9 protein-coding genes are annotated in these 17,968 nt (G+C 70.9%); 5 read left to right on the top strand and 4 right to left on the bottom strand.

The window, feature by feature from the left end; translation table 11 throughout:
* The 3 genes from NQZ70_RS47345 to NQZ70_RS47335 form a co-directional block, all read right to left on the bottom strand.
* On the bottom strand, window positions 1-1,080 hold the full coding sequence (locus NQZ70_RS47345) for a hypothetical protein (RefSeq protein WP_129580106.1): 1,080 nt from the start codon (window positions 1,078-1,080) through the stop codon (window positions 1-3).
* A 41-nt stretch (window positions 1,081-1,121) separates the two neighbouring features.
* The gene (locus tag NQZ70_RS47340) at window positions 1,122-4,667 is read right to left on the bottom strand and encodes a beta-propeller fold lactonase family protein (protein WP_129580105.1); all 3,546 of its coding nucleotides are present in this window, start codon (window positions 4,665-4,667) and stop codon (window positions 1,122-1,124) included.
* Window positions 4,668-5,139: 472 nt separating this feature from the next.
* Window positions 5,140-6,747 (bottom strand): PAS domain S-box protein, encoded by a 1,608-nt coding sequence (locus NQZ70_RS47335; RefSeq protein ID WP_165374520.1) that lies wholly within the window; start codon window positions 6,745-6,747, stop codon window positions 5,140-5,142.
* A gap of 588 nt (window positions 6,748-7,335) precedes the next feature.
* On the opposite strand from NQZ70_RS47335, the gene NQZ70_RS47330 reads away from it, so the two are divergent.
* Window positions 7,336-9,129: a glycoside hydrolase 43 family protein gene (locus tag NQZ70_RS47330; protein WP_237244691.1), complete on the top strand. Its 1,794-nt coding sequence runs from the start codon at window positions 7,336-7,338 to the stop codon at window positions 9,127-9,129.
* Between the two features lie 46 nt (window positions 9,130-9,175).
* Here NQZ70_RS47330 and NQZ70_RS47325 read toward each other — a convergent pair whose 3' ends face one another.
* Window positions 9,176-9,805, bottom strand: coding sequence for a LysE family translocator (locus NQZ70_RS47325; protein WP_129580103.1), 630 nt, complete (start codon window positions 9,803-9,805; stop codon window positions 9,176-9,178).
* A 174-nt stretch (window positions 9,806-9,979) separates the two neighbouring features.
* Between NQZ70_RS47325 and NQZ70_RS47320 the strand changes: the two genes are divergently transcribed.
* The 4 genes from NQZ70_RS47320 (at window position 9,980) to NQZ70_RS47305 (ending at window position 17,644) form a co-directional block, all read left to right on the top strand.
* Window positions 9,980-11,395 carry a sugar porter family MFS transporter gene (locus tag NQZ70_RS47320; protein ID WP_129580102.1) on the top strand — a complete coding sequence of 472 codons (1,416 nt, stop codon included), beginning with the start codon at window positions 9,980-9,982 and terminating at the stop codon, window positions 11,393-11,395.
* A gap of 326 nt (window positions 11,396-11,721) precedes the next feature.
* On the top strand, window positions 11,722-11,844 hold the full coding sequence (locus NQZ70_RS47315) for a hypothetical protein (protein ID WP_257792752.1): 123 nt from the start codon (window positions 11,722-11,724) through the stop codon (window positions 11,842-11,844).
* Complete coding sequence (locus NQZ70_RS47310) at window positions 11,841-17,144, top strand: DUF4157 domain-containing protein (RefSeq protein ID WP_237244690.1); 5,304 nt, start codon at window positions 11,841-11,843, stop codon at window positions 17,142-17,144. Before NQZ70_RS47315 ends, NQZ70_RS47310 begins: the two co-directional genes overlap by 4 nt.
* Window positions 17,141-17,644 (top strand): hypothetical protein, encoded by a 504-nt coding sequence (locus NQZ70_RS47305; RefSeq protein ID WP_207217661.1) that lies wholly within the window; start codon window positions 17,141-17,143, stop codon window positions 17,642-17,644. The genes NQZ70_RS47310 and NQZ70_RS47305 overlap by 4 nt, the downstream gene beginning before the upstream one ends.
* Window positions 17,645-17,968: the final 324 nt, after the last annotated feature.

Raw genomic sequence — 17,968 nt, 5'->3', positions numbered from 1 at the left:
TCAGGCTGCCTTCTTCCCGGGCGCGCCGGCGCCGCCGAACTTGAGGTTGTACGACTGCGATCCGACCGCCATCACGGTCACCTGCACGAGGTTGAGGTCGTCGTCCCTCGCGCTGGTCGTGAAGAAGGGGCTCGGGATGCCGTTCGGCGCGTTCACCGTCCGGTGGAATGCCATCAGCGAGGGTCCCACTTGCAGGAGCGGGGCCACCGTGATCTTGGCGTTCGCCGGCAGCGGGGTCGCGCCTGATTTGTGGGTGACGAGGACAGAGGTCTGGAACTCGGGCGGGTAGGAGAGCGCGCCGCGCGGCATGTACCCACCCCGGTAGTCCGAGACGCTCGCGCTCTGCAGCGACACGGTGTTGGACGAGTCCGTGCCTTGCACGCTGACCGAGAAGATCCCGTCGCCGGGGACGTTGAAGAACGACACCGAGAGGTAGATCGTGCCGCCGCTCGAGGGCATGGTCAGGTTGGTGCCGTACACGAAGTCGGGAGGCGGCGAGTCGTAGTCGGTGGTGTTGCGCCAGGCCATGTTCGGGTGGGCCATGATGAACTGCCCGAGGTCGTCGACGCTGCTGAAGCTCGGGAGAACGGGCGGCTGCGGGCTCGCGCTGTTGTCGGCCCATCCCACGATGCAGTAGTGATTCCACTGGCTGCCCGTCAGCGTCGGCGGGACCCACACGAGCGGGAGCTGCCCGACCACGAGCTGGTTGGCGCTCGTCGCGACGATGTCGATCCAGTTCTGGGGGACGTTCGCCAAGCTGATGTTGTCGCTCCGCCAGTTCGCCGGCCAGCGCATCAGGTCGCTCTCGGTGTAGTAGAAGTACACGCGCGACTGCTGCGCTCCGTTCGCTGTGTTGAGGCCGCGGATGTAGATGTAATTGGGGTTGTTCTCGATGACGTTCGCGCTGAACGGGTTACCGTACCCCCCGGGGGACGTGAACTGGGTGAGGTCCGGCTGGATCGCCGGCTCCCCGTCGACCTGGTAGGCGATCAGATCCGGAGATTCGGACCACCCGGAGGATGCCTGTCCCGGCTTCTGCCCGAGATCGTGCCGCAAAAAAAGGCCCGAATAGCTTCCCATAGAGATCGTTTCCTCCCTTGTGCCGCCGCCCCGAGGCCGCTCTACATCCCCATCTGCACGGCGTCGATCACGGCGAGGCTGCCCTGCGCGCCCGCCCCGCCGCTCCCCTGCCCGCGCGTGTTCGCCGTGAAGATGCGCGACGCGTCCGGCAGGATCGCGAGGCCGTCCGCCCCCGCCGCCGCGGACGGCTCCGTGTTGAGGGGCAGCGTCTGCAGGATCCGGAGCGAGGCGGGGTCCAGGATGCGGAGCGCGGCCGCGTTCGCGTCCGTGGCGTAGAGGCGCCTGCCGTCCGGCGACGCGATGAGGCCGCGCAGGTTCACGAACGCCTGCGGGATGGCCCCCGTGCGCACGGCGAGCGTCGCCACGTCGACCACCGTGACGGTGTTGTACTGGGCGCCGGCGTTGAGCACGTACGCGGTAGATCCGTCGGGCAGGATCGTGGCGTCGAGGGCGCTCGCGTCCGCGGGCACCACGGTGGGATCGAGGCTGTACGTGCCGTCCGAGGCCCTCCGCACGACGCGTACCGCGGGCGCGGCCGGATCGACGACGAACACCGCCGAGCCATCCGGCGTGGACCGGAGCATCACGACGCCCGCGCCGCTGCCCTGGTAGAGCGATACCGTCTGGCCCGGCGTCCACGCGCCGCTGCTCTTGGTGAGCACGAGCAGGCCGTAGCGCCTCGACGAGGTGCCGAGCAGGACGAACAGCGTCTGTCCGTCGCCGGAGATCGCGATCGACAGGGGCAAAGAGCCCTTCGTCGCGGAGGAGAGATCGACGCTCGTGACCGTGAGGTCGGTCGTGCGGATCAACGAGAGGGCGGCCGCTCCCTGCGTGATCGCGATCGCTTGCCGGTCCGAGGCGACGGGCGAGAACACGCACCCGAGGATCGGCTGGCTCGCGAGGACGGCGGAGATCTGCCGGTAAGTGATGTTGTAGACCAGGATCCCGGGCGGAAGGTGACCGGCCGCAGGCACCGCCGCGTCGTGCCATGCGAAGACGGCGGACCCATCGGGCGCGGCTGCCACGTCGGTGGGCTGATTGGGAATCGAGAGGGTCTCCGGCGCCGCGACGTACGTAGCGAGCGTGATGAGGCCGAAGCCGGTCGCGTACTCGGTCGCGACGGCCACCATCAGGCCGTCCTGGGAAGCGGCGATGCCGTAGGCGAAGCCGTACGGGCTCTGTCCGACCGGGATGGGGTCCCCCGCGGCCGCGGCGGACGCCGGCGGGCCCCACGTGCTCAGGAGCGACACCGTGGAGTCGAACTGGTTGGCCACGAACGCGTACCCGCCGCCCGGAGCGAGGGCGATGGCCCGCGGTCCATTGCCCACGGTCACGGTGTTGCGAGACGCGGTGCCCGGGTAGTTCGGGTCGACCACGACGATGGCGTTCTGCTGCGGACAGGCGATGAGGAGCTGCTTGCCGCTGGACGTCGCGGCCACGTCGACGGGCGAGCCGGGCAGCCCCGCGATGATCTCCACCACGGAGCCGAGCGCCCCGCGCGGATCGAGGGCGACGACCGACACGGTTTCGTCGGACGAGTTCGCCACGAAGAGCCGCGACCCGGAGGCGTCGAAGCTGATCCCGGCGGGCGCCGCGCCGACGTCCACCGTCCCTTCGATCACGTACGCATCGCCGGACCGGACGAGCGACTCCACCTGTCCGGGGGCGCCGGCCTGCGTACCCACGGTCACGAAGATGCGCTGGCGATCCGGCGTGATGACCGCGCGGCTCGGCGTGGCGGGCAGCTTGACCGAGGTCGCGGCCGAGAAGGCCGGCAGCCCCGTCCCCTGAGCGGTCACCGCGATGAGCGAGACATCGTTGCTGTCGCTGTTGGTGGTCACGAGGAGCGCCCCGTCCTGCGAGATGGCGAGCGACGTCGGTCGGGCGCCGACCTGCAGCGTCCGCTGGATCTCGTAGCTCACCGTATCCATGACGAGGATGCTGTTCTGGCTCTGGGACAGGAACGCCACGAAAGGCGCGGTGGGCGAGAACACCACGTCGGTCGTCGCGTCCGGCAGCGGCTGGGTGGACACCTGGGGTTTGAACGCGGACACGACGAGCTTCCGCGTGAGCGCCGGGTTCGGGGTGGCGAGGTTCGGCGCGAGCGTGATGACCTGCGGCCCCGTGAGCGTCGCGTTCGTCGTGCCGGTGGCCTTGAACGTCTGTCCGCCGAACGCGTCGCCGGTGCTCGTGAGCGACACGAGGACGTCGTCCGGAATGTCGACGGCCCACGCGAAGGTCGCGTCGTGGGAGGCCGACCCGCAGTAGATATCGAGGGGCGCTCCCGTGAACGAGTTGATGACCGGGAGCGCCGTGGCCGTCCGATACTTAGAGTCTCTGTTGACCGCGCCCCCGCCCCGGCCGGTGGCGGCGAGGTTGAAGACGGTGGACTCCGCGGTGAGGTTGACCTGCGTGTGCGTCTTTCCGGTCACGTCGCACTGCTTGCCGTTCTGAGTCAACGTGAGGCTCGTCGCGTACCGCGCTTTCCACGACACCGTCACCGTGGCCGTGCCGTTCCGGAAGTACGTGGGGTTCGGCGTCACCTTTAGCGAGTCGATGGCCACGTGGGGTACCTTGTTGAGCACGAGCGTGTAGACGCCGTCGGCGTAACCGGGCACGTTCGCGAACGCGATCACCATCGCCGTTGGCCCCGGCTGGTACGTCGTCACGATGTTGGTGAAGTCGAAGGCCACGATCGCCAGCACGCCGCTGCCGACGATGGGCGCGCCCTCGGGCGGCTGGAGCGTCCAGGATGGGGCCTGTTCATTCGGGTTCTTGGTGATCTTCCAGCATTCCGCGTTCAGGCCGGCCTTCGGCGCGATCTTGCAGGCGTGCGTGACGTCGGTGAGGGCGCCGAACCCGAAGCTGTCCCCGGTCGCGCCGTACACGAAGCTCACCGAGAAGACGGTGCTCGGCCCCGCGTTGACGACCGTGCCCGTCGCGCCCGGCGAGAGCTGGAGGGAGATCGCGTTTTCGGCGCGGCGCAGCGGGAGATCGCTGCTCACGATCGTGCTCTGATCGAGGCCCACGGCCAGGACGTCGGGCAGGAATCCAGAAGGCTCGTCCGGGCGGGCCACGAGCGCGACCTGGAAGCTCGAGAACATGCCCTGGACGGCGGGCACGCCGTAGTACGTCGCGTAGAGCTGCACCGTGGGAGTGCCGAGCGCCTTGGGCACCTCCATGCGGCTGATCGCGATGGAGAGGCCGCCCGAGGTGCCGGACGACAACATCTTCGCGACGGTGGGTGTCATGCCGACGACGCTGGAGGCCGGGAAGGTCTTGAAGGTGAAGCCGTCCGCCGAGAGCTTCAATCCGGCGAGCACGTCGGCGGAGAGCCGGAGCTGGGAGAGGTCCAGGTAGAAGACGGTCCCGGACATGGGCGGTGTGGACGGGTCGGTGATGGTCCCCGGCGTCAACGTGACCGAGCCCGACGTCAGGCCGACCTGCAGGGTGAGCTGGTTGTAGGTCGCGTCGGTCGTGATGTAGATGACGTTGGCGGTCAGCCCCGGGCCCGCGGCATTGACGAGCTGGAAGACGATCTGTGGGCTCGTGTCGACGCTCGTGGCTTCCTCGTTCTTCGCGTGCATGTGCACAGTACCTTTCGCGCCTGTGGGTCCCAGAAACTCTGCCCATCCAGATCCGGAAGCTCTGACCGCCGAGGGGAGCTCCTCCGCCCCCTCCAGGCCAGCCGGGTTGGTGCGCTGTCACCGTTCACGACCCGGATCCCATGCAAACACTCCATGAAGCGAGCTCCCCGATGGCCGTCTCGACCTCCGGCGAGCATTGCAACGGCTGCGCCAGCGCTCGGCGATCGCGTGAATCCGTACAATCCCGCTTGGCGGGCGGTCGCGACGGGCACCCCCCGTGGCGAGGAGCAGGCAGCGAGGGCGCGTCTCCGCAGGCGATCTCTTGCCGGGTCAGTCCGCGTCGGCAAGGTGTCGCCGGCGAGGTGTCGCCAGGCGGTGACGCCGCGCCGTGGGCAGATGCCGCCGCGCCGTCTCTTGCTCTTGTCCGCGGCGCCGAGGTGTCATCAGCGCTCCCGGTCGGAAGGCCGGCGCGCTACGGCAGCGGCAGCGCGAGCCGGAACGTCGTCGTCCCGTGCGCGCTCTCGGCCCAGACCCGCCCGCCATGGGCCTCGACGATCCCTCGCACGATGTAGAGCCCGAGGCCCAGCCCGGCGGCGGCTCCCGTCTTCGCGTCTCGGGTCCGGTAGTAGCGAGAGAAGAGCCTCGGCAGCTCCTCCGGCGCGATGCCCTTCCCCTCGTTCTCGACCGCCACGAGCACCTCGCCGCCCCGCCGCTCCACCGCGATCCTGATCGGCGTCTCGGGCGCGCCGTACTTGGCCGCGTTGGACAGCAGGTTGGTGAGCACCTGCTCCAGGCGCCCGGGATCGGCCAGGAGCGGCGGGACGCTGCTGCGCACGTCGACGTCGACCGGGTGTCCGCTCGTCGCGTCCGCCGTCCGCTCCACGGTCGCCCGGACGAGCGCCGGGAGATCGACCTCCACGCGGCTGAGCTCCAGCCGGCGCGACTCGAGGCGGGAGATGTCGAGCAGATCGCTGATCATCCGGCTCAGCTGCATCGCGCTCGCCACGATGTGCCGCGCGCTCTCGCTGCACTGCGGCTGCGTCGCGAGCATGGAAGCCTTGAAGACGATCGCGTTGATCGGCTGGCGCAGCTCATGGGCGATGACGCTGGTCCACTCCTCGCGCATCCGCTCGAGCTCCTTCAAGGGGCTGATGTCCTCGCCGGCGACCACCGCGCCGGTGATCGTCCCCCCGCCGTCGCGGAGCGGCGCCGCGGCGATGAGGAAGGTCCGACACGAGCCGTCGTCCCGGTGGACGACGATCTCCTCACCGGGGACCGTCTCGCCTCGCATCGCCCGGCTCGAAGGCATCTCGTCGAGCCCGATGGGGGTGCCGTCCGGGCGGCGCAGGCGATCGACGTACTCGTCCCGCGCCGCCGCCCCCCCGGTGAGCTCGACCGCGCGCGGGTTGCCGATGATGCGCTCTGATCCGTTCCGCTCGATGAGCAGGAGCGGGATGGGCGCGCTGTCGAAGATCGTTTGCAGCGTCCTCCGCTCGGCGTCCAGCTGCGCGAGCAGGCGCTCCCGCTCCTCCTCCGCCTGCTTGCGCGCCGTCACGTCCTCCACCTGCGCGATGTAGTGAATCGGCTCGCCGTCCTCGTCGCGCACCACGGACGTGTGGAGGATGACGGGGATGATCGTGCCGTTCTTGTGGACGTACCGCTTGGTGAGCCGATAACGCGGGATCTCGCCGCGGCGCAGCTGCTCGACCAGGCTCACGTCGGCGCCCACGTCGTCGGGGTGGGTGACATCCTGGAAGCGGAGCGTCGAGAGCTCTTCGGCCGCGTAGCCCACGATCTCGCAGAAGACATGGTTGACGCGGATGAAGCGCCCGTCCAGCGCCACGATGGCCATGCCGACGGGCGCGTTCTCGAACGTGAGCCGGAAGCGCTCCTCGCTTTCGCGGAGCGCGTGCTCTGCCTGGTTGCGCTGGGTGACGTTGCTCCCCTCCGGCGCCGCGCGCCCCATGAGCTCGCCCGGCGCTGCGCGGGCGTCGTGGCGACCGCATCGGCAGGGAGGGGCCACACGGGCGACCTCGTCTTCGCCGCCGCCGGCCGCCTCGAATTCTTCTGCCCACACCATGGTCCCGCCTCGATCCGCCGATTGTGGCACGAGCGGCGCGCGCATGAAGCGTAAACGCGGTCAGGTCCATGGATCGCCCTCCCAGGATGCCGGCCTGTTCAGGCTCGCCGGTGACAGGAGGCCGGTTCAGCGCTGCGGGCGGCCAGAGCTGGGCCGTGGCGCCGTCCCGGGCGGACGAGACCCACGACTGCCAGTTCCGGCACGCACAGGCCACCGTCCACGAGCTCGAGCGCCAAGGCCGCCGCGGGCGCGCGCTCGCTGGACGCTGCGGCGGCGTTCGCAGTCGCGGCGCGTGCTCGACGGCCACGTGTACATCCACGGCGGCCACGTCGGGGAAGCGCACGACGCGGCGGAGTCATCCTGCTCGAGGGACCGGACAGCCCGTCACGCGCTCGGCGCGGGCGCCGCGGCCGCGGCTCGCCGCCCGCCTCTCCCGCCTCTTCCGCCACCGCTTCGCAAATCCATCCCTATTCGACGCGGCTTCGTGTGAGCGTTAACATTTCTGCTCGATGATGGGCTAATTCCTGTTGACATTATCGTGTTAACGTTAACAATAGACGCCAAAACCTTATGAAGTAGGTGCTCAACATGGATTACGCTCGTTCGAGCCTGGTGACCGGTCTTGTAGTTTCGGCATTGCTTGGGGCTTGCGGCGGTGAGGATAACCCCGAGCCGGAGCCGGCGGCATCGTCCGGCACGGGAGCTTCGTCGTCGACGTCCAGCAGTAGCTCGGCCAGCACCAGCGCAGCGAGCAGCGGCGGTGAGGGCGCCGGCGCCGGCGACGGCGGTAGCGGCAGCGGCAGCGGCGGTGAGGGCCCCGGTGGCGGCGGCGGCGATGGCGGCAGCGGCGGCGGTGTCGCCCCTGCCGTCTGCCCTGACACCTACTCCAACCCTATCATCTGGGAAGACCTCCCCGACGCGGAGGTCATTCGCGTCGACGACACCTACTACTATACGGCGTCCACGTTCCATTATTCGCCGGGGGCGCCCCTGCTCCGCTCCTACGATCTGGTCCACTGGGAGTACGTCTCACACTCCGTTCCCGTGCTCGACTTCGACCCGTCGTACGACATGAGCCGGGGTAGATCGTACGTGAACGGCATCTGGGCGTCCACGCTCCAGTATCGGAAGAGCAACAAGACCTTCTACTGGATGGGGTGCATGCACAACGCGGGCGGCGGCTGGGTCTTCACCGCCAAGTCCCCCGAGGGCCCGTGGGAGAAGCACAAGGGCGGCTGTTACTACGACATGGGGCTGTTGATCGACGACGACGACACCATGTACGTGGCTTACGGCAACAACACAATCAGCGTGGCCCAGCTGAGCGCGGACGGCTTCAGCCAGGTCAAGAACCAGGCCGTGTTCCAGACGCCGGGGAACATCTCGGGGCCGCTGGAGGGATCCCGCTTCATCAAGAAGGATGGAGTCTACTACATTTTCGTCACGCAATATGCGAACGGCGAGTATGTGCTGCGATCGACGAACGGGCCGTTCGGTCCGTATGAGCTGCGGCCCTTCGCGGTGAAGCTGCCCTACGCTGGCGCTCCGGGCTCCGGCGGATCCCCGCATCAAGGCGGCGTCGTCGAGACGCAAAACGGGGACTGGTACTACATGGGATTCAACGACTCGTACCCCGCGGGCCGCATCCCGGTCATGGCCCCGATGACCTGGACCGACGGCTGGCCCTCGCTCACCCTGGTGGACGGCAAATGGGGAGGTACGTACCCCTTCCCGGACCTGCCTTGCGGATCGAATCGCGTGAAGCCGCGCCCGAGCAAGGACACCTTCGCGAAGGAGACCCTGAACCCCGAGTGGGAGTGGAACCACAACCCCGACAACACCAAGTGGTCCTCCGGGTCTGGGCTGACCCTGCAAACGGCGACGGTGACCGACGACCTCTATGCCGCTCGAAACACGCTGACCCGCCGCGTCGAAGGGCCGGTCTCGATCGCGACGATCGAGCTCGACTACAGCAAGATGCAGAACGGCGACGTCGCCGGCCTCGCTGCCCTGCGCGACCAGTCGGCGTGGATCGGGATCAAGAAAGCCAACGGGGCGACGCGCGTCGTGATGACCAACGGGGTCAACATGAACACCTCCTGGACCACGACGGGCAAGGGGAACGAGGTGGCTCGCGCCGACGTGTCCGGCGGCAAGATCTGGCTGCGCGTGGAAGCCAACGTCCGCTCGGATGGCGGGGGCGGGCAAGCGCGCTTCTCCTACAGCACGGACGGCGCCCGGTTCACCAGCCTGGGCGACACGCTCAGCATGAACAAGAACTGGCAGTTCTTCCTCGGTTATCGCTTCGGCATCTTCAACTACGCCACGCAGTCGCTCGGTGGCTCGGTGAACGTCGCTTCCTTCGAGGTGACAAAGCCGTAACAGGCGGGCCGCTCGTCGCGCGGCGCGCGGAGCGGCCGCGCTCCGCTCAGGGGCGCTCCAGGACCATCCGCACGCCGAGCGCCACGAGGACCACGCCGGAGACCGCCTCGAGCGTCCGGCGCACGCGACCGCCGGCCATGGCCGCCTGGAGCCGACCGAGGAGCAGGACGAGCGCCAGGTACCAGGCCGTGTCCACGGCCACCCACACCAGCGAGAAGAGCAGCAGCGCCGGCAGCGTCGGCGCGCCGGCCGGCACGAACTGCGGCAGAAAGGAGGCGGCGAACACGGCCGCCTTGGGGTTCGCCAGGATGGTGAGGAGGCCGATGCGGAAGGCGCTCCACCCGCCGGCAGCGGGCTCGCGGGCTCCCGGGCCCGCGTCGCCGTCGCCGGCACGGCGCCGGCCCAGGAGGGACTGGACGCCGAGCACGACGAGGACGGCCGCGCCGGCGATGCGGAGCGCGTCGTAGGCGACCGCGGAGGCCTCGACGAGCGCAGAGGCCCCGAGCGCCGCGACGAGCGCCCAGAAGAGGAGGCCCAGCTCGTTCGCGGCGATGGTCGCGAGCGCGGCGCGGCGCCCGCCGCGCAGGGCCTGCCGCACGATGACGGCGGTGCTCGGCCCCGGGATCACGGCCAGCACCAGCGCGGCGCCGCAGAAGGCAAGGATCGTCGAGGTCATGAGCGCCTGTGTACCCGCGGAAGGCTCCGCCCGCCAGGCGCCTGCGCGGACGCGCGCTCAGGCCGTGTCCGGCGCCCTTTCAGCGCGCCGGGCGCGCGGACGGTGCCAGTTCGTCGCCGCGGCGCTCGAGGACGGTCGAGGCGCCGGCGGCACGCTTCGTGGTTCACCGCGAGCATGGGCGTGCCCGCAGCGCAGCAGGGGGACGGACGCGGAGAGAAGCAGCCGTCCACGGTGCGGGTCGTCCTGTTCGCGTCCATCGCGGCGCTGGGCGGCTTCCTGTTCGGGTTCGACACCGCCGTGATCAACGGCGCCGTCGGCGCGCTGGAGAGGGTGTTCACGGCGCACACGGTCGCGGTCGGCCTGTCCGTGTCGTCGGCGCTGCTCGGCGCGGCCGCCGGCGCGGTGCTCGCGGGCAGGCTGGCCGACCGCTACGGCCGCACGCGGACCATGCGGGTCACCTCCCTGGCCTTCGTCGTCAGCGCGGCGGGCTCGGGGGCGGCGGTCTCGCCCTGGGATTTCAGCGCGTGGCGGGTGCTCGGCGGCGTGGCCATCGGCGCGGCCAGCGTCGTCGCCCCGGCGTACATCGCCGAGGTCGCGCCGGCGCACCTGCGCGGCCGCCTCGGATCGCTCCAGCAGCTCGCGATCGTGCTCGGCATCTTCGTCGCCCTGCTCGGCGATTACGCCATCGCGGCGTCCGCCGGCTCGGCGTCGAGCCCGTTCTGGCTCGGCGTCAGCGCCTGGCGATGGATGTTCTGGAGCGCCATCCCGCCGGCGCTCCTCTACGGGCTCGGCGCGCTGCTGATCCCCGAGTCGCCGCGCTACCTCGCGGCGAGGGGGCGCGCGACAGAGGCGCTCGCCGTGCTTCGCGGCCTGGTCGGCCGCGCCGCCCCCGAAAAGCTCCTCGACATCCAGAAGACGCTCTCGTCCGAGCGCCGGCCGAGGCTCGCGGACCTCCGGGGGCGCTCCGGGCTGCTCCGCATCGTCTGGATCGGCATCGGTCTCTCGGTGTTTCAGCAGCTCGTGGGCATCAACGTCATCTTTTATTACTCGAGCGTCCTCTGGCAGGCGGTCGGGTTCTCCGAGCGGAGCTCCCTCGCCATCACGGTCATCACCGGCGTCACCAATATCGCGACGACCCTCGTCGCCATCGCGACGGTCGACCGCGTCGGGCGCAGGCCGCTGCTCATCGCGGGATCCATCGGCATGGCGCTGACGCTCGGCGCGATGGCGGCCGTGTTCGGCGCCGCGGGCGAGGACGCCGCGGGCAACCCGGTGCTGACGGGCGCCGCCGGCCCCGTCGCGCTGCTCGCGGCCAATCTCTATGTCTTCTGCTTCGGGGCGTCCTGGGGTCCGGTGACGTGGGTGCTGCTCGGGGAGATGTTCGAGAACCGCATTCGCGCCCTCGCCCTCTCGATCGCGGCGGCCGCGCAATGGCTGGCGAACTTCCTCGTGACCGCCACGTTCCCCGCGCTCAAGGTGGCCGGGCTCGGCATCGCCTACGGGCTCTACACCGCCGCCGCGGCGGCCTCTCTGGTGTTCGTCGTCGCGTTCATCCCCGAGACGAAGGGCAAGGAGCTCGAGGAGATGTGATGGGCGCGGGGGGCAGCGACCGCCGGCGTCAATCGGCGAGGAGGCGTGTGACAGGACGGCGACGCGCAAGGTCAGGATCGCGTCGCCGTGCGCGATCGCGTCCGCCGCATTCGGTGTGTGGGTAAGCTGCTGAATTCGCGTCGCCTTTCCAGAGGGCGTCGAATCGCGGCGAAGAATGCCCTGCCAATGCGGTGCAGGCTGCGCAGCTGGGGCTTGACGTCTCTGACGTCTTCGGATGCTCTTCCCCTGTCGGGTCGTTATTCGTGCGCATACGCCGCACGAGCGGCGACACCGGAGAAGGAGTGCCGACGGTCGAAGGAGCGTGAATGCCCGCTGAGCCATCCACTCCAGCGCGCCGGCTGGCCGGCGCGCACGGGTCGACGCCGGCCGCCGACAGGGTCGAGGACGGCGCCGACGACGATCTCGACGAAGGCCACCGCGCGAAATGAGCGTCGCGCCGGCCGCCGAGAAGCGCCCGTCGCCCGCCGCTCCGGCGGAGCAGGCGGAGCCCGAGGCGAGCGAGGAGCGCGAGGCGCCCGCGCTCGGCGCGCCGGCGTACGTGCAAGCCGCGGCAGGTCCTGGCGGCATCGGAGCCGGCGGCGGCGGCCGCGGCGGCGGGGCCGCGGGCGGCGGAGGCGCGCGAGGGCGTACGGCCACGATTCATGGCGTCGCGCGGCAAGGGGTCGCGTCGGTGGCGGCGCCGTTGCCCTTCGCCGCGACGATCCAGCGCGCGTTCGGGCACCACGATCTCAGCCGCGTGCGGACCGGGAGCGACGGCCCCGCGAGCGCAGCGGCCGCGCGGCTCGGAGCGCGGGCGTACGCCGTCGGCGATCGCATCGCGTTCCGCAGCGCCCCCGACCTGCGCCTCGCGGCGCACGAGGCCGCGCATGTGGTGCAGCAGAAGGCGGGTGTCCAGCTCGACGGCGGCGTCGGCAAGGTCGGCGATCGCTACGAGCGGCAGGCGGACGAGGCCGCCGACGCCGTGGTCGACGGCCGCTCGGCGGAGGCGATCCTCGATCGAGAGCGAGACGGCGGCGAGGCCGGCGTGCAGATGGCGTGCAGCTGCGGCGGCACGTGCTCGAGCTGCAGCGGCGCGACCGATCTGCAGACCGCGCCCGTGCAGATGGAGCTCGACGCGCTCGCGGAGCGCGACCTCGAGCCCGAGCTCATCGAGGCTCGCGAGGACGGGGGAGGCGGCCGCGGCGGCGCGACGCAGGGCCTCGACGCAGGTGGTGGTGGCGAGGGCGGCGGCGGCGAGGGCGGCGGCGGCCCGTCCGCCGAGGGCGGTGGCGGCGAAGGCGGTGGCGGCCCGCCCGGAGGCGGCGGCGGCGGGGGCTGCGGCGCCGCGAGCGGGGGCACAGGGGGCGAAGGCGCCGTCGCCGCGGGTACGGAGCCTGCGCCGAATCCGGCGGTCGCACGTGGTGCGCGAACCGCGTGCCCGGCTCCCGAGGAGCCGCCGCCGCACACGCCCGAGCAATCGAGCGGCGAGGAGGAGCCCTGCCGGGACGAGAGAGAGCTCTCGCCAACGATCGCGCCGAGCGCCGGCGACGTCACCGGGACCTCGACCACCAGTCAGCCGCGCGAGCCGCCGAACACGAGGGTCCACGGCGACGTCCAGAGCGCGAGCACCACCACATCCCAGGCCCAGCAGACCCAGCGCACCGACGCTCCGCCGCCGCCGCCACCTCCTCCCGGCTGCGAGCCGCAAGGCGGGTGCGGCCAAGGGGGAGGGGGCGCCGGCGGCGGCGGGGCGCAGCAGGCCGAGGGCGGCGGCGGCGCAGCCGGCACCGCGCGAGCCGCAGAGGGCGCTGGCGCGGACCGGCCCGCGGGCGGCGGTGCGGGTGGGGACCGCGAAGAGGCCGCGCCGGCCGCCGAGGATCCGATGGCGGCGGCGCTCGGCGACGCGCTCGCGCGCCGCCAAGACGCCATCGGCTCGTACCGCGACGGCCACGCCGCGATGGGCGAGTCGCGGGCGCACGTCCTCGCGGCGAGCGCCGAGCGCGCGCGGTTCGCCGCGGGAGGCGATCGCGAGGCGCGCGAGTCCGCCTCGAGCGTCGCCGCCGATTCGCTGCGCGAGATGGGCCAGGACGCGGGCGCGACGCTGACCGACATCGAGCGCCGGGTGCCGGCGCGGATCGGCGAGTCGCTCGTCGGCGTCAAGCGCGACATCGAGTCCGCGCGCGATCGCACGCTCGAGGCGATCGACGCCGCGTACGGCGACGCGCGCCGAACGGCGGCGCGCGACGCGAACGCGGCCAAGGCCACGATCGACGCCCAGTACGTGATGAGCCTCGTGCACACGGTGACGACCACCGTCGGCGCGATGGTGCGCGTGCAGACCGGCGCCGACCGCACCACGCGCGCGATCGCCGCGGCCGAGGCGCTCGAGCTGGGCGTGGTGCGCAACCTGATCGCGGGCGGTCAGTCGGAGATCAACGACGTCGGAGAGAGCAAGGGCGGCGAGGCCATGGGGCTCGGCCGCTCCCACTGGCGCATGTATCAGCGCGGGCGCCGCAACGGGAGGGACAGCCTCCTCGACGGCTATCTCACGGATCGGCGCGCGGACGCCCGCTCGAACGCGGCGATGGAGACCGCGAAGGGCTACCGCGACGGGTTCGTCAACGAGGCGGCGGCGCAGGCGCGGCAGCTCGCGCGCGCGCGCGCCGGCCACTGCGCCACCGTGATCAGCGCGTCGCTCGGGGCGCAGGACGGCATCCGGCAGGGCGCCGAGCAGGCGTCGGCGTCGCTCGGCCAGGTGATGCGCGGCGCGCTCGCCGCGGCCGCGGCCCAGCGTGAGGCTCGGCGGTCCGCCGTCGACGCGCAGCTCGCGGCCCAGCTGCGCACCCTCGCTCGCCAGCGCCGCGCGCAGCGCCAGACCGCGCGCGACACCGCGTACCTGCAGCGCCTGATGGTGGAGAGCGCGGCGCACGGCGTCGCCGGCGAGATGCTCCGCGGAGCGGGCCAGGCCGGACGCGCGATCGCCGACGCGCTCGGGCAGCTCCGCGTCCTCCTCGAGGGGACGACCGCGCCGCCCGCGGCGATGGTGCGCGCCGCGATGCGCGGCGTGCGCGGCCGGGTCGCGATGCTGCTCGGCCAGCTGGGCGAGCGGCTCGGGCTCGGCCTCGAGCGCGCGGTCGCGAGCGTCGAGAACAGCCGCGGGACGGCGCAGGCGGCGCTCGATCGCCTCCTCGAGACCGCGCGCGACGGCGCCGGCCAGCTGGCTGGCGCGTTCGGCGGCGCGATGAGCCAGGCGTCCGCGGGCGCCGTCGAGGGCTTCACGCAGGCGCGCACCGAGCACGGCGCGGCGATCGAGCGGCTGACCACGGCCGTCTCACGCACGTTCGCGTGCGCGCTGCTGACCGTCATCTCCGGCTATCTGCGCCTCAACCAGTCGATCCGGGAAGGGATCGAGAGCCAGAAGACGAGCCTCCGGACCGGGTTCGACCTCCAGATCCAGGGCGGCACCGATCGCGACGGTCAGCGCAAGCCCGGCCTCGCCGAGGACATCCGCAAATACGCATGCATCGCGGCCCAGAACGAGCGACCCGCCTGGGAGAAGGTCGCCACGATCCTGCTGGTCATCCTGATCGCGATCGTCGTGAGCGTGCTCCTCGGTCCCGTCATCGGCGCCGCTGTCGGCGGGCTGATCGGGGCGGGGCTCCTCGCGACGGTGATCACCGGCATCATCGTCGGCGCGATCGCCGGCGCGCTGTCGAGCATGGCCGGCTACGCCCTCGGCAACGCGCTCGCCGGCCGTAGCATCACCGGCCGCGGCCTCTGGCGCGCCGCGTGGACCGGCGCGCTGACGGGGGCGATCGGCGGCGGGCTCGGCGGCCTGGGCGGCGCGCTGGTGCAGGCGGCGGGCCAGGCGGGCGCCACCCTGCTCACGCGCTTCACCCTCCAGCTCGCGACCGACATGCTCACCGAGTACGCGTCCCAGGTGACCATGAACCTGATCGCCGGATATGGGCTGGCGAGCCTCAGCCATATCGACGCGAGCGGTTTCCTGATGGCCGGCGTCATGTCGAGCGCGATGTTCACGATGCACCACGTCCGGCTGCCGGGGAACCGGCGCCCGGCGATGCCGGAGATGCCGCACGGCCGCGCGATCGAGGCGGGCCGCATGCCGCGGGCGATAGCCGCCGCGGGGCGCGGCATCGTCGCCGCCGAGCGCGGCCTCGGTCGCGCGCTGAGCTGGGCGGGTGCGCGCGCGCCGCGCGTCGCAGCGGTGGGCCGCGCCGTCGGCCGCACCGGTGGTGCGGCGCTGCGCGGTCTGGGTCGCACGCGCCTCGTGCAGGCGCTCGGCCGCGGCCAGGAGCGCTTCCTCAACCTCACCGAACATCTCGCGGCGAGGAGCTCGTACCGGACCTGGCGCGCCGTCAGCCGTCGCACGGGCCGCCCCATCCCGCCCGAGGTGACGGCCGCCTATGAGGCCATCTTTCCGGAGGGGCGGGCGCCCGGTACGCCGCATGAGGCTGCGGCGCCGCACGAGGCGGCCGCGCCGCACGAGCCCACGCCGCACGAGGCTGCGGCGCCGCATGAGGCTGCGGCGCCGCACGAGGCGACCGCGCCGCACGAGCCCACGCCGCACGAGGCTGCGGCGCCGCACGAGGCGGCCGCGCCGCACGAGCCCACGCCGCATGAGGCCGCTGCGCCGCGCGAGCCTGCCGCGCCGCGCGAGCCTGCTGCGCCGCACGAGCCGGCTGCGCCGCACGAGCCTGCGGCCCCACGCGAACCCGCCGCTCCACACGAGCCGGCTGCTGTGAGCGAGCCGGCAGCCGCGCGCGAGCCCACCGCGCCGCACGAGCCCGCAGCGCCGCACGAGCCCGCAGCGCCGCACGAGCCCGCGGCGCCGCACGAGCCCACTGGCCCTGGCATCAGTCTCCGAGAACAGTTGTTCTCGCGTCGGTTGCCGGGAGGCCACCGCTTGCGCGTCATGCGCGATGGGCGCGTGTTTCGTTGCTCGCTTTGCGAGCTCCTTGGCCATCTCGATCGGCCGGAGGGGTTGCCCGCGAACTATGTCGATGAGATCAGGGCAGGCCTGTACGAGGGCATCGATCCGAACACACTGCCTCCGGGGTTGGAGCTCGAAGGGACCGGCGCGACGAAGGATCCGAGCGGGGTCGTCAGAGCGCGCGACGTCTTCAACGCAGCGACCAATCCCAACGAGGGTTTCTTCGGCAGGCTCATCAACACGTTCGATCCTCGGTCGCGGCATCTCACCCTGATGGACCATGTATTCCATGACAGTTTCCCGAGCTGGATCCGCCAGCGAGGCGAGCTGGTCCCGGGCAGGGGAACGCCTTCGGTGGTATACTTGAACCTGAGGCAGATGCGGGCCCTGGGGATCGACCGCGGCTCACTTTCCAGGCTCTCGCTCGACAACATCCAGAACATCGAGAGTATCATGAGGATCCACCAGGCCAGGAGCCGCGGGTTGACCGGAGAAGCCCTTGCGCGAGTCGTCGAGACGACGCCGGTGATGCGCTACGCGCGCTCGATCGCCCGTCAGTCTGGGCACGAGCTTGCCAACCTTCGCGTGAGCGACCCGCAAGGAACTGCATCGCTGCAAGCGCTCTTGAACCACTGGGCCAGTCCGCGCGGTGCGGGGTTTGGCTTCGTCGATCCGAGTTTGGCGGCAGCCCGCCACAACGCCCTGCTCAGGAATCTGGGCATCGACCCCGGCACGCCCATCGACTATGGGTTCAACGTGGACATCGATCTATCTCCAGCGAGGACCGGCCGGTGAGACTTGCTCTCGTTGTGCCGGTAAGCGGTGACGCTTTTCTCGATCGCTCCGAGCAAAGCCGCCTTGCGTCCCAGTTGGTCGCACATGGATGCGACGTCGACTTGGTGCGCGAGGACGACGTCTCCGAGCCGGCTTGGGACTACTTCCTGCATCTAGGATTCGTAGAATGGCTCGATCAGACGCCGCTCGCCGCCGAAGGTCTCCTGCCTCGAGTGGTTGCATTCGGCATGCAGTCGTATCTCTGCGAGCATTGCGAGCGGATGTCCTTGTGTGGCGGAATCGACCATATAAGCCTGAGCGCGTGGCAGCGCGGTGCGTTTGACGATACGTGCCTCGCCGTCCGGCGCGCGTTCGTGCCCGCGCTCTCGATACCGGTCATGGCCGAGTTCCTCGCCACCGAGCACTATGTACTGCTCGATCGTCAGCCTGTCGGCATCGCGCCGATGCTCGTACGCTATTTAAAAGTCGTTGCGGGCGCGAATTCCGCTCAGCGGAGCTGACCTTCCCCCGCGCCGGCCCTCGATGCGCTGCTCTTCCGCTCGCAGCATGTCGACCGCTGCCGGTAGATCCGAATTTTCTAGGCAGCCGAAAAGAGCCTCCCGCATTCCCGGCTGCATGTTCGTTTTGCCACTTACAAAAATATTTTCTTGACCGAATCAATCAGGCGTAATACGAACCATTCCGGGCAGAGCCTTAGGCTCGCCGGGGGCTTTCGGAGCGGGGGTCCCACGAAGGGGGGGTTCATTCGGGCCTGGAGACGATTTCCCTCACGAAGGCGGATTGTTCCGATCCTGCGAGCCGACCAGCCGGCATATGCTGCATAG

The organism is Sorangium sp. So ce836, assembly GCF_028553905.1.
GTDB lineage: Bacteria > Myxococcota_A > Polyangia > Polyangiales > Polyangiaceae > Sorangium > Sorangium cellulosum_D.
This window is presented reverse-complemented; position numbering and strand designations above follow the sequence as displayed.

Coding starts and splice junctions, on each gene's coding strand:
- NQZ70_RS47320 (WP_129580102.1), top strand. CDS start 9,980: ATGGGCGTGCCCGCAGCGCAGCAGGGGGACGGACGCGGAGAGAAGCAG.
- NQZ70_RS47310 (WP_237244690.1), top strand. CDS start 11,841: ATGAGCGTCGCGCCGGCCGCCGAGAAGCGCCCGTCGCCCGCCGCTCCG.
- NQZ70_RS47315 (WP_257792752.1), top strand. CDS start 11,722: ATGCCCGCTGAGCCATCCACTCCAGCGCGCCGGCTGGCCGGCGCGCAC.
- NQZ70_RS47345 (WP_129580106.1), bottom strand. CDS start 1,080: ATGGGAAGCTATTCGGGCCTTTTTTTGCGGCACGATCTCGGGCAGAAG.
- NQZ70_RS47340 (WP_129580105.1), bottom strand. CDS start 4,667: ATGCACGCGAAGAACGAGGAAGCCACGAGCGTCGACACGAGCCCACAG.
- NQZ70_RS47335 (WP_165374520.1), bottom strand. CDS start 6,747: ATGGTGTGGGCAGAAGAATTCGAGGCGGCCGGCGGCGGCGAAGACGAG.
- NQZ70_RS47325 (WP_129580103.1), bottom strand. CDS start 9,805: ATGACCTCGACGATCCTTGCCTTCTGCGGCGCCGCGCTGGTGCTGGCC.
- NQZ70_RS47330 (WP_237244691.1), top strand. CDS start 7,336: ATGGATTACGCTCGTTCGAGCCTGGTGACCGGTCTTGTAGTTTCGGCA.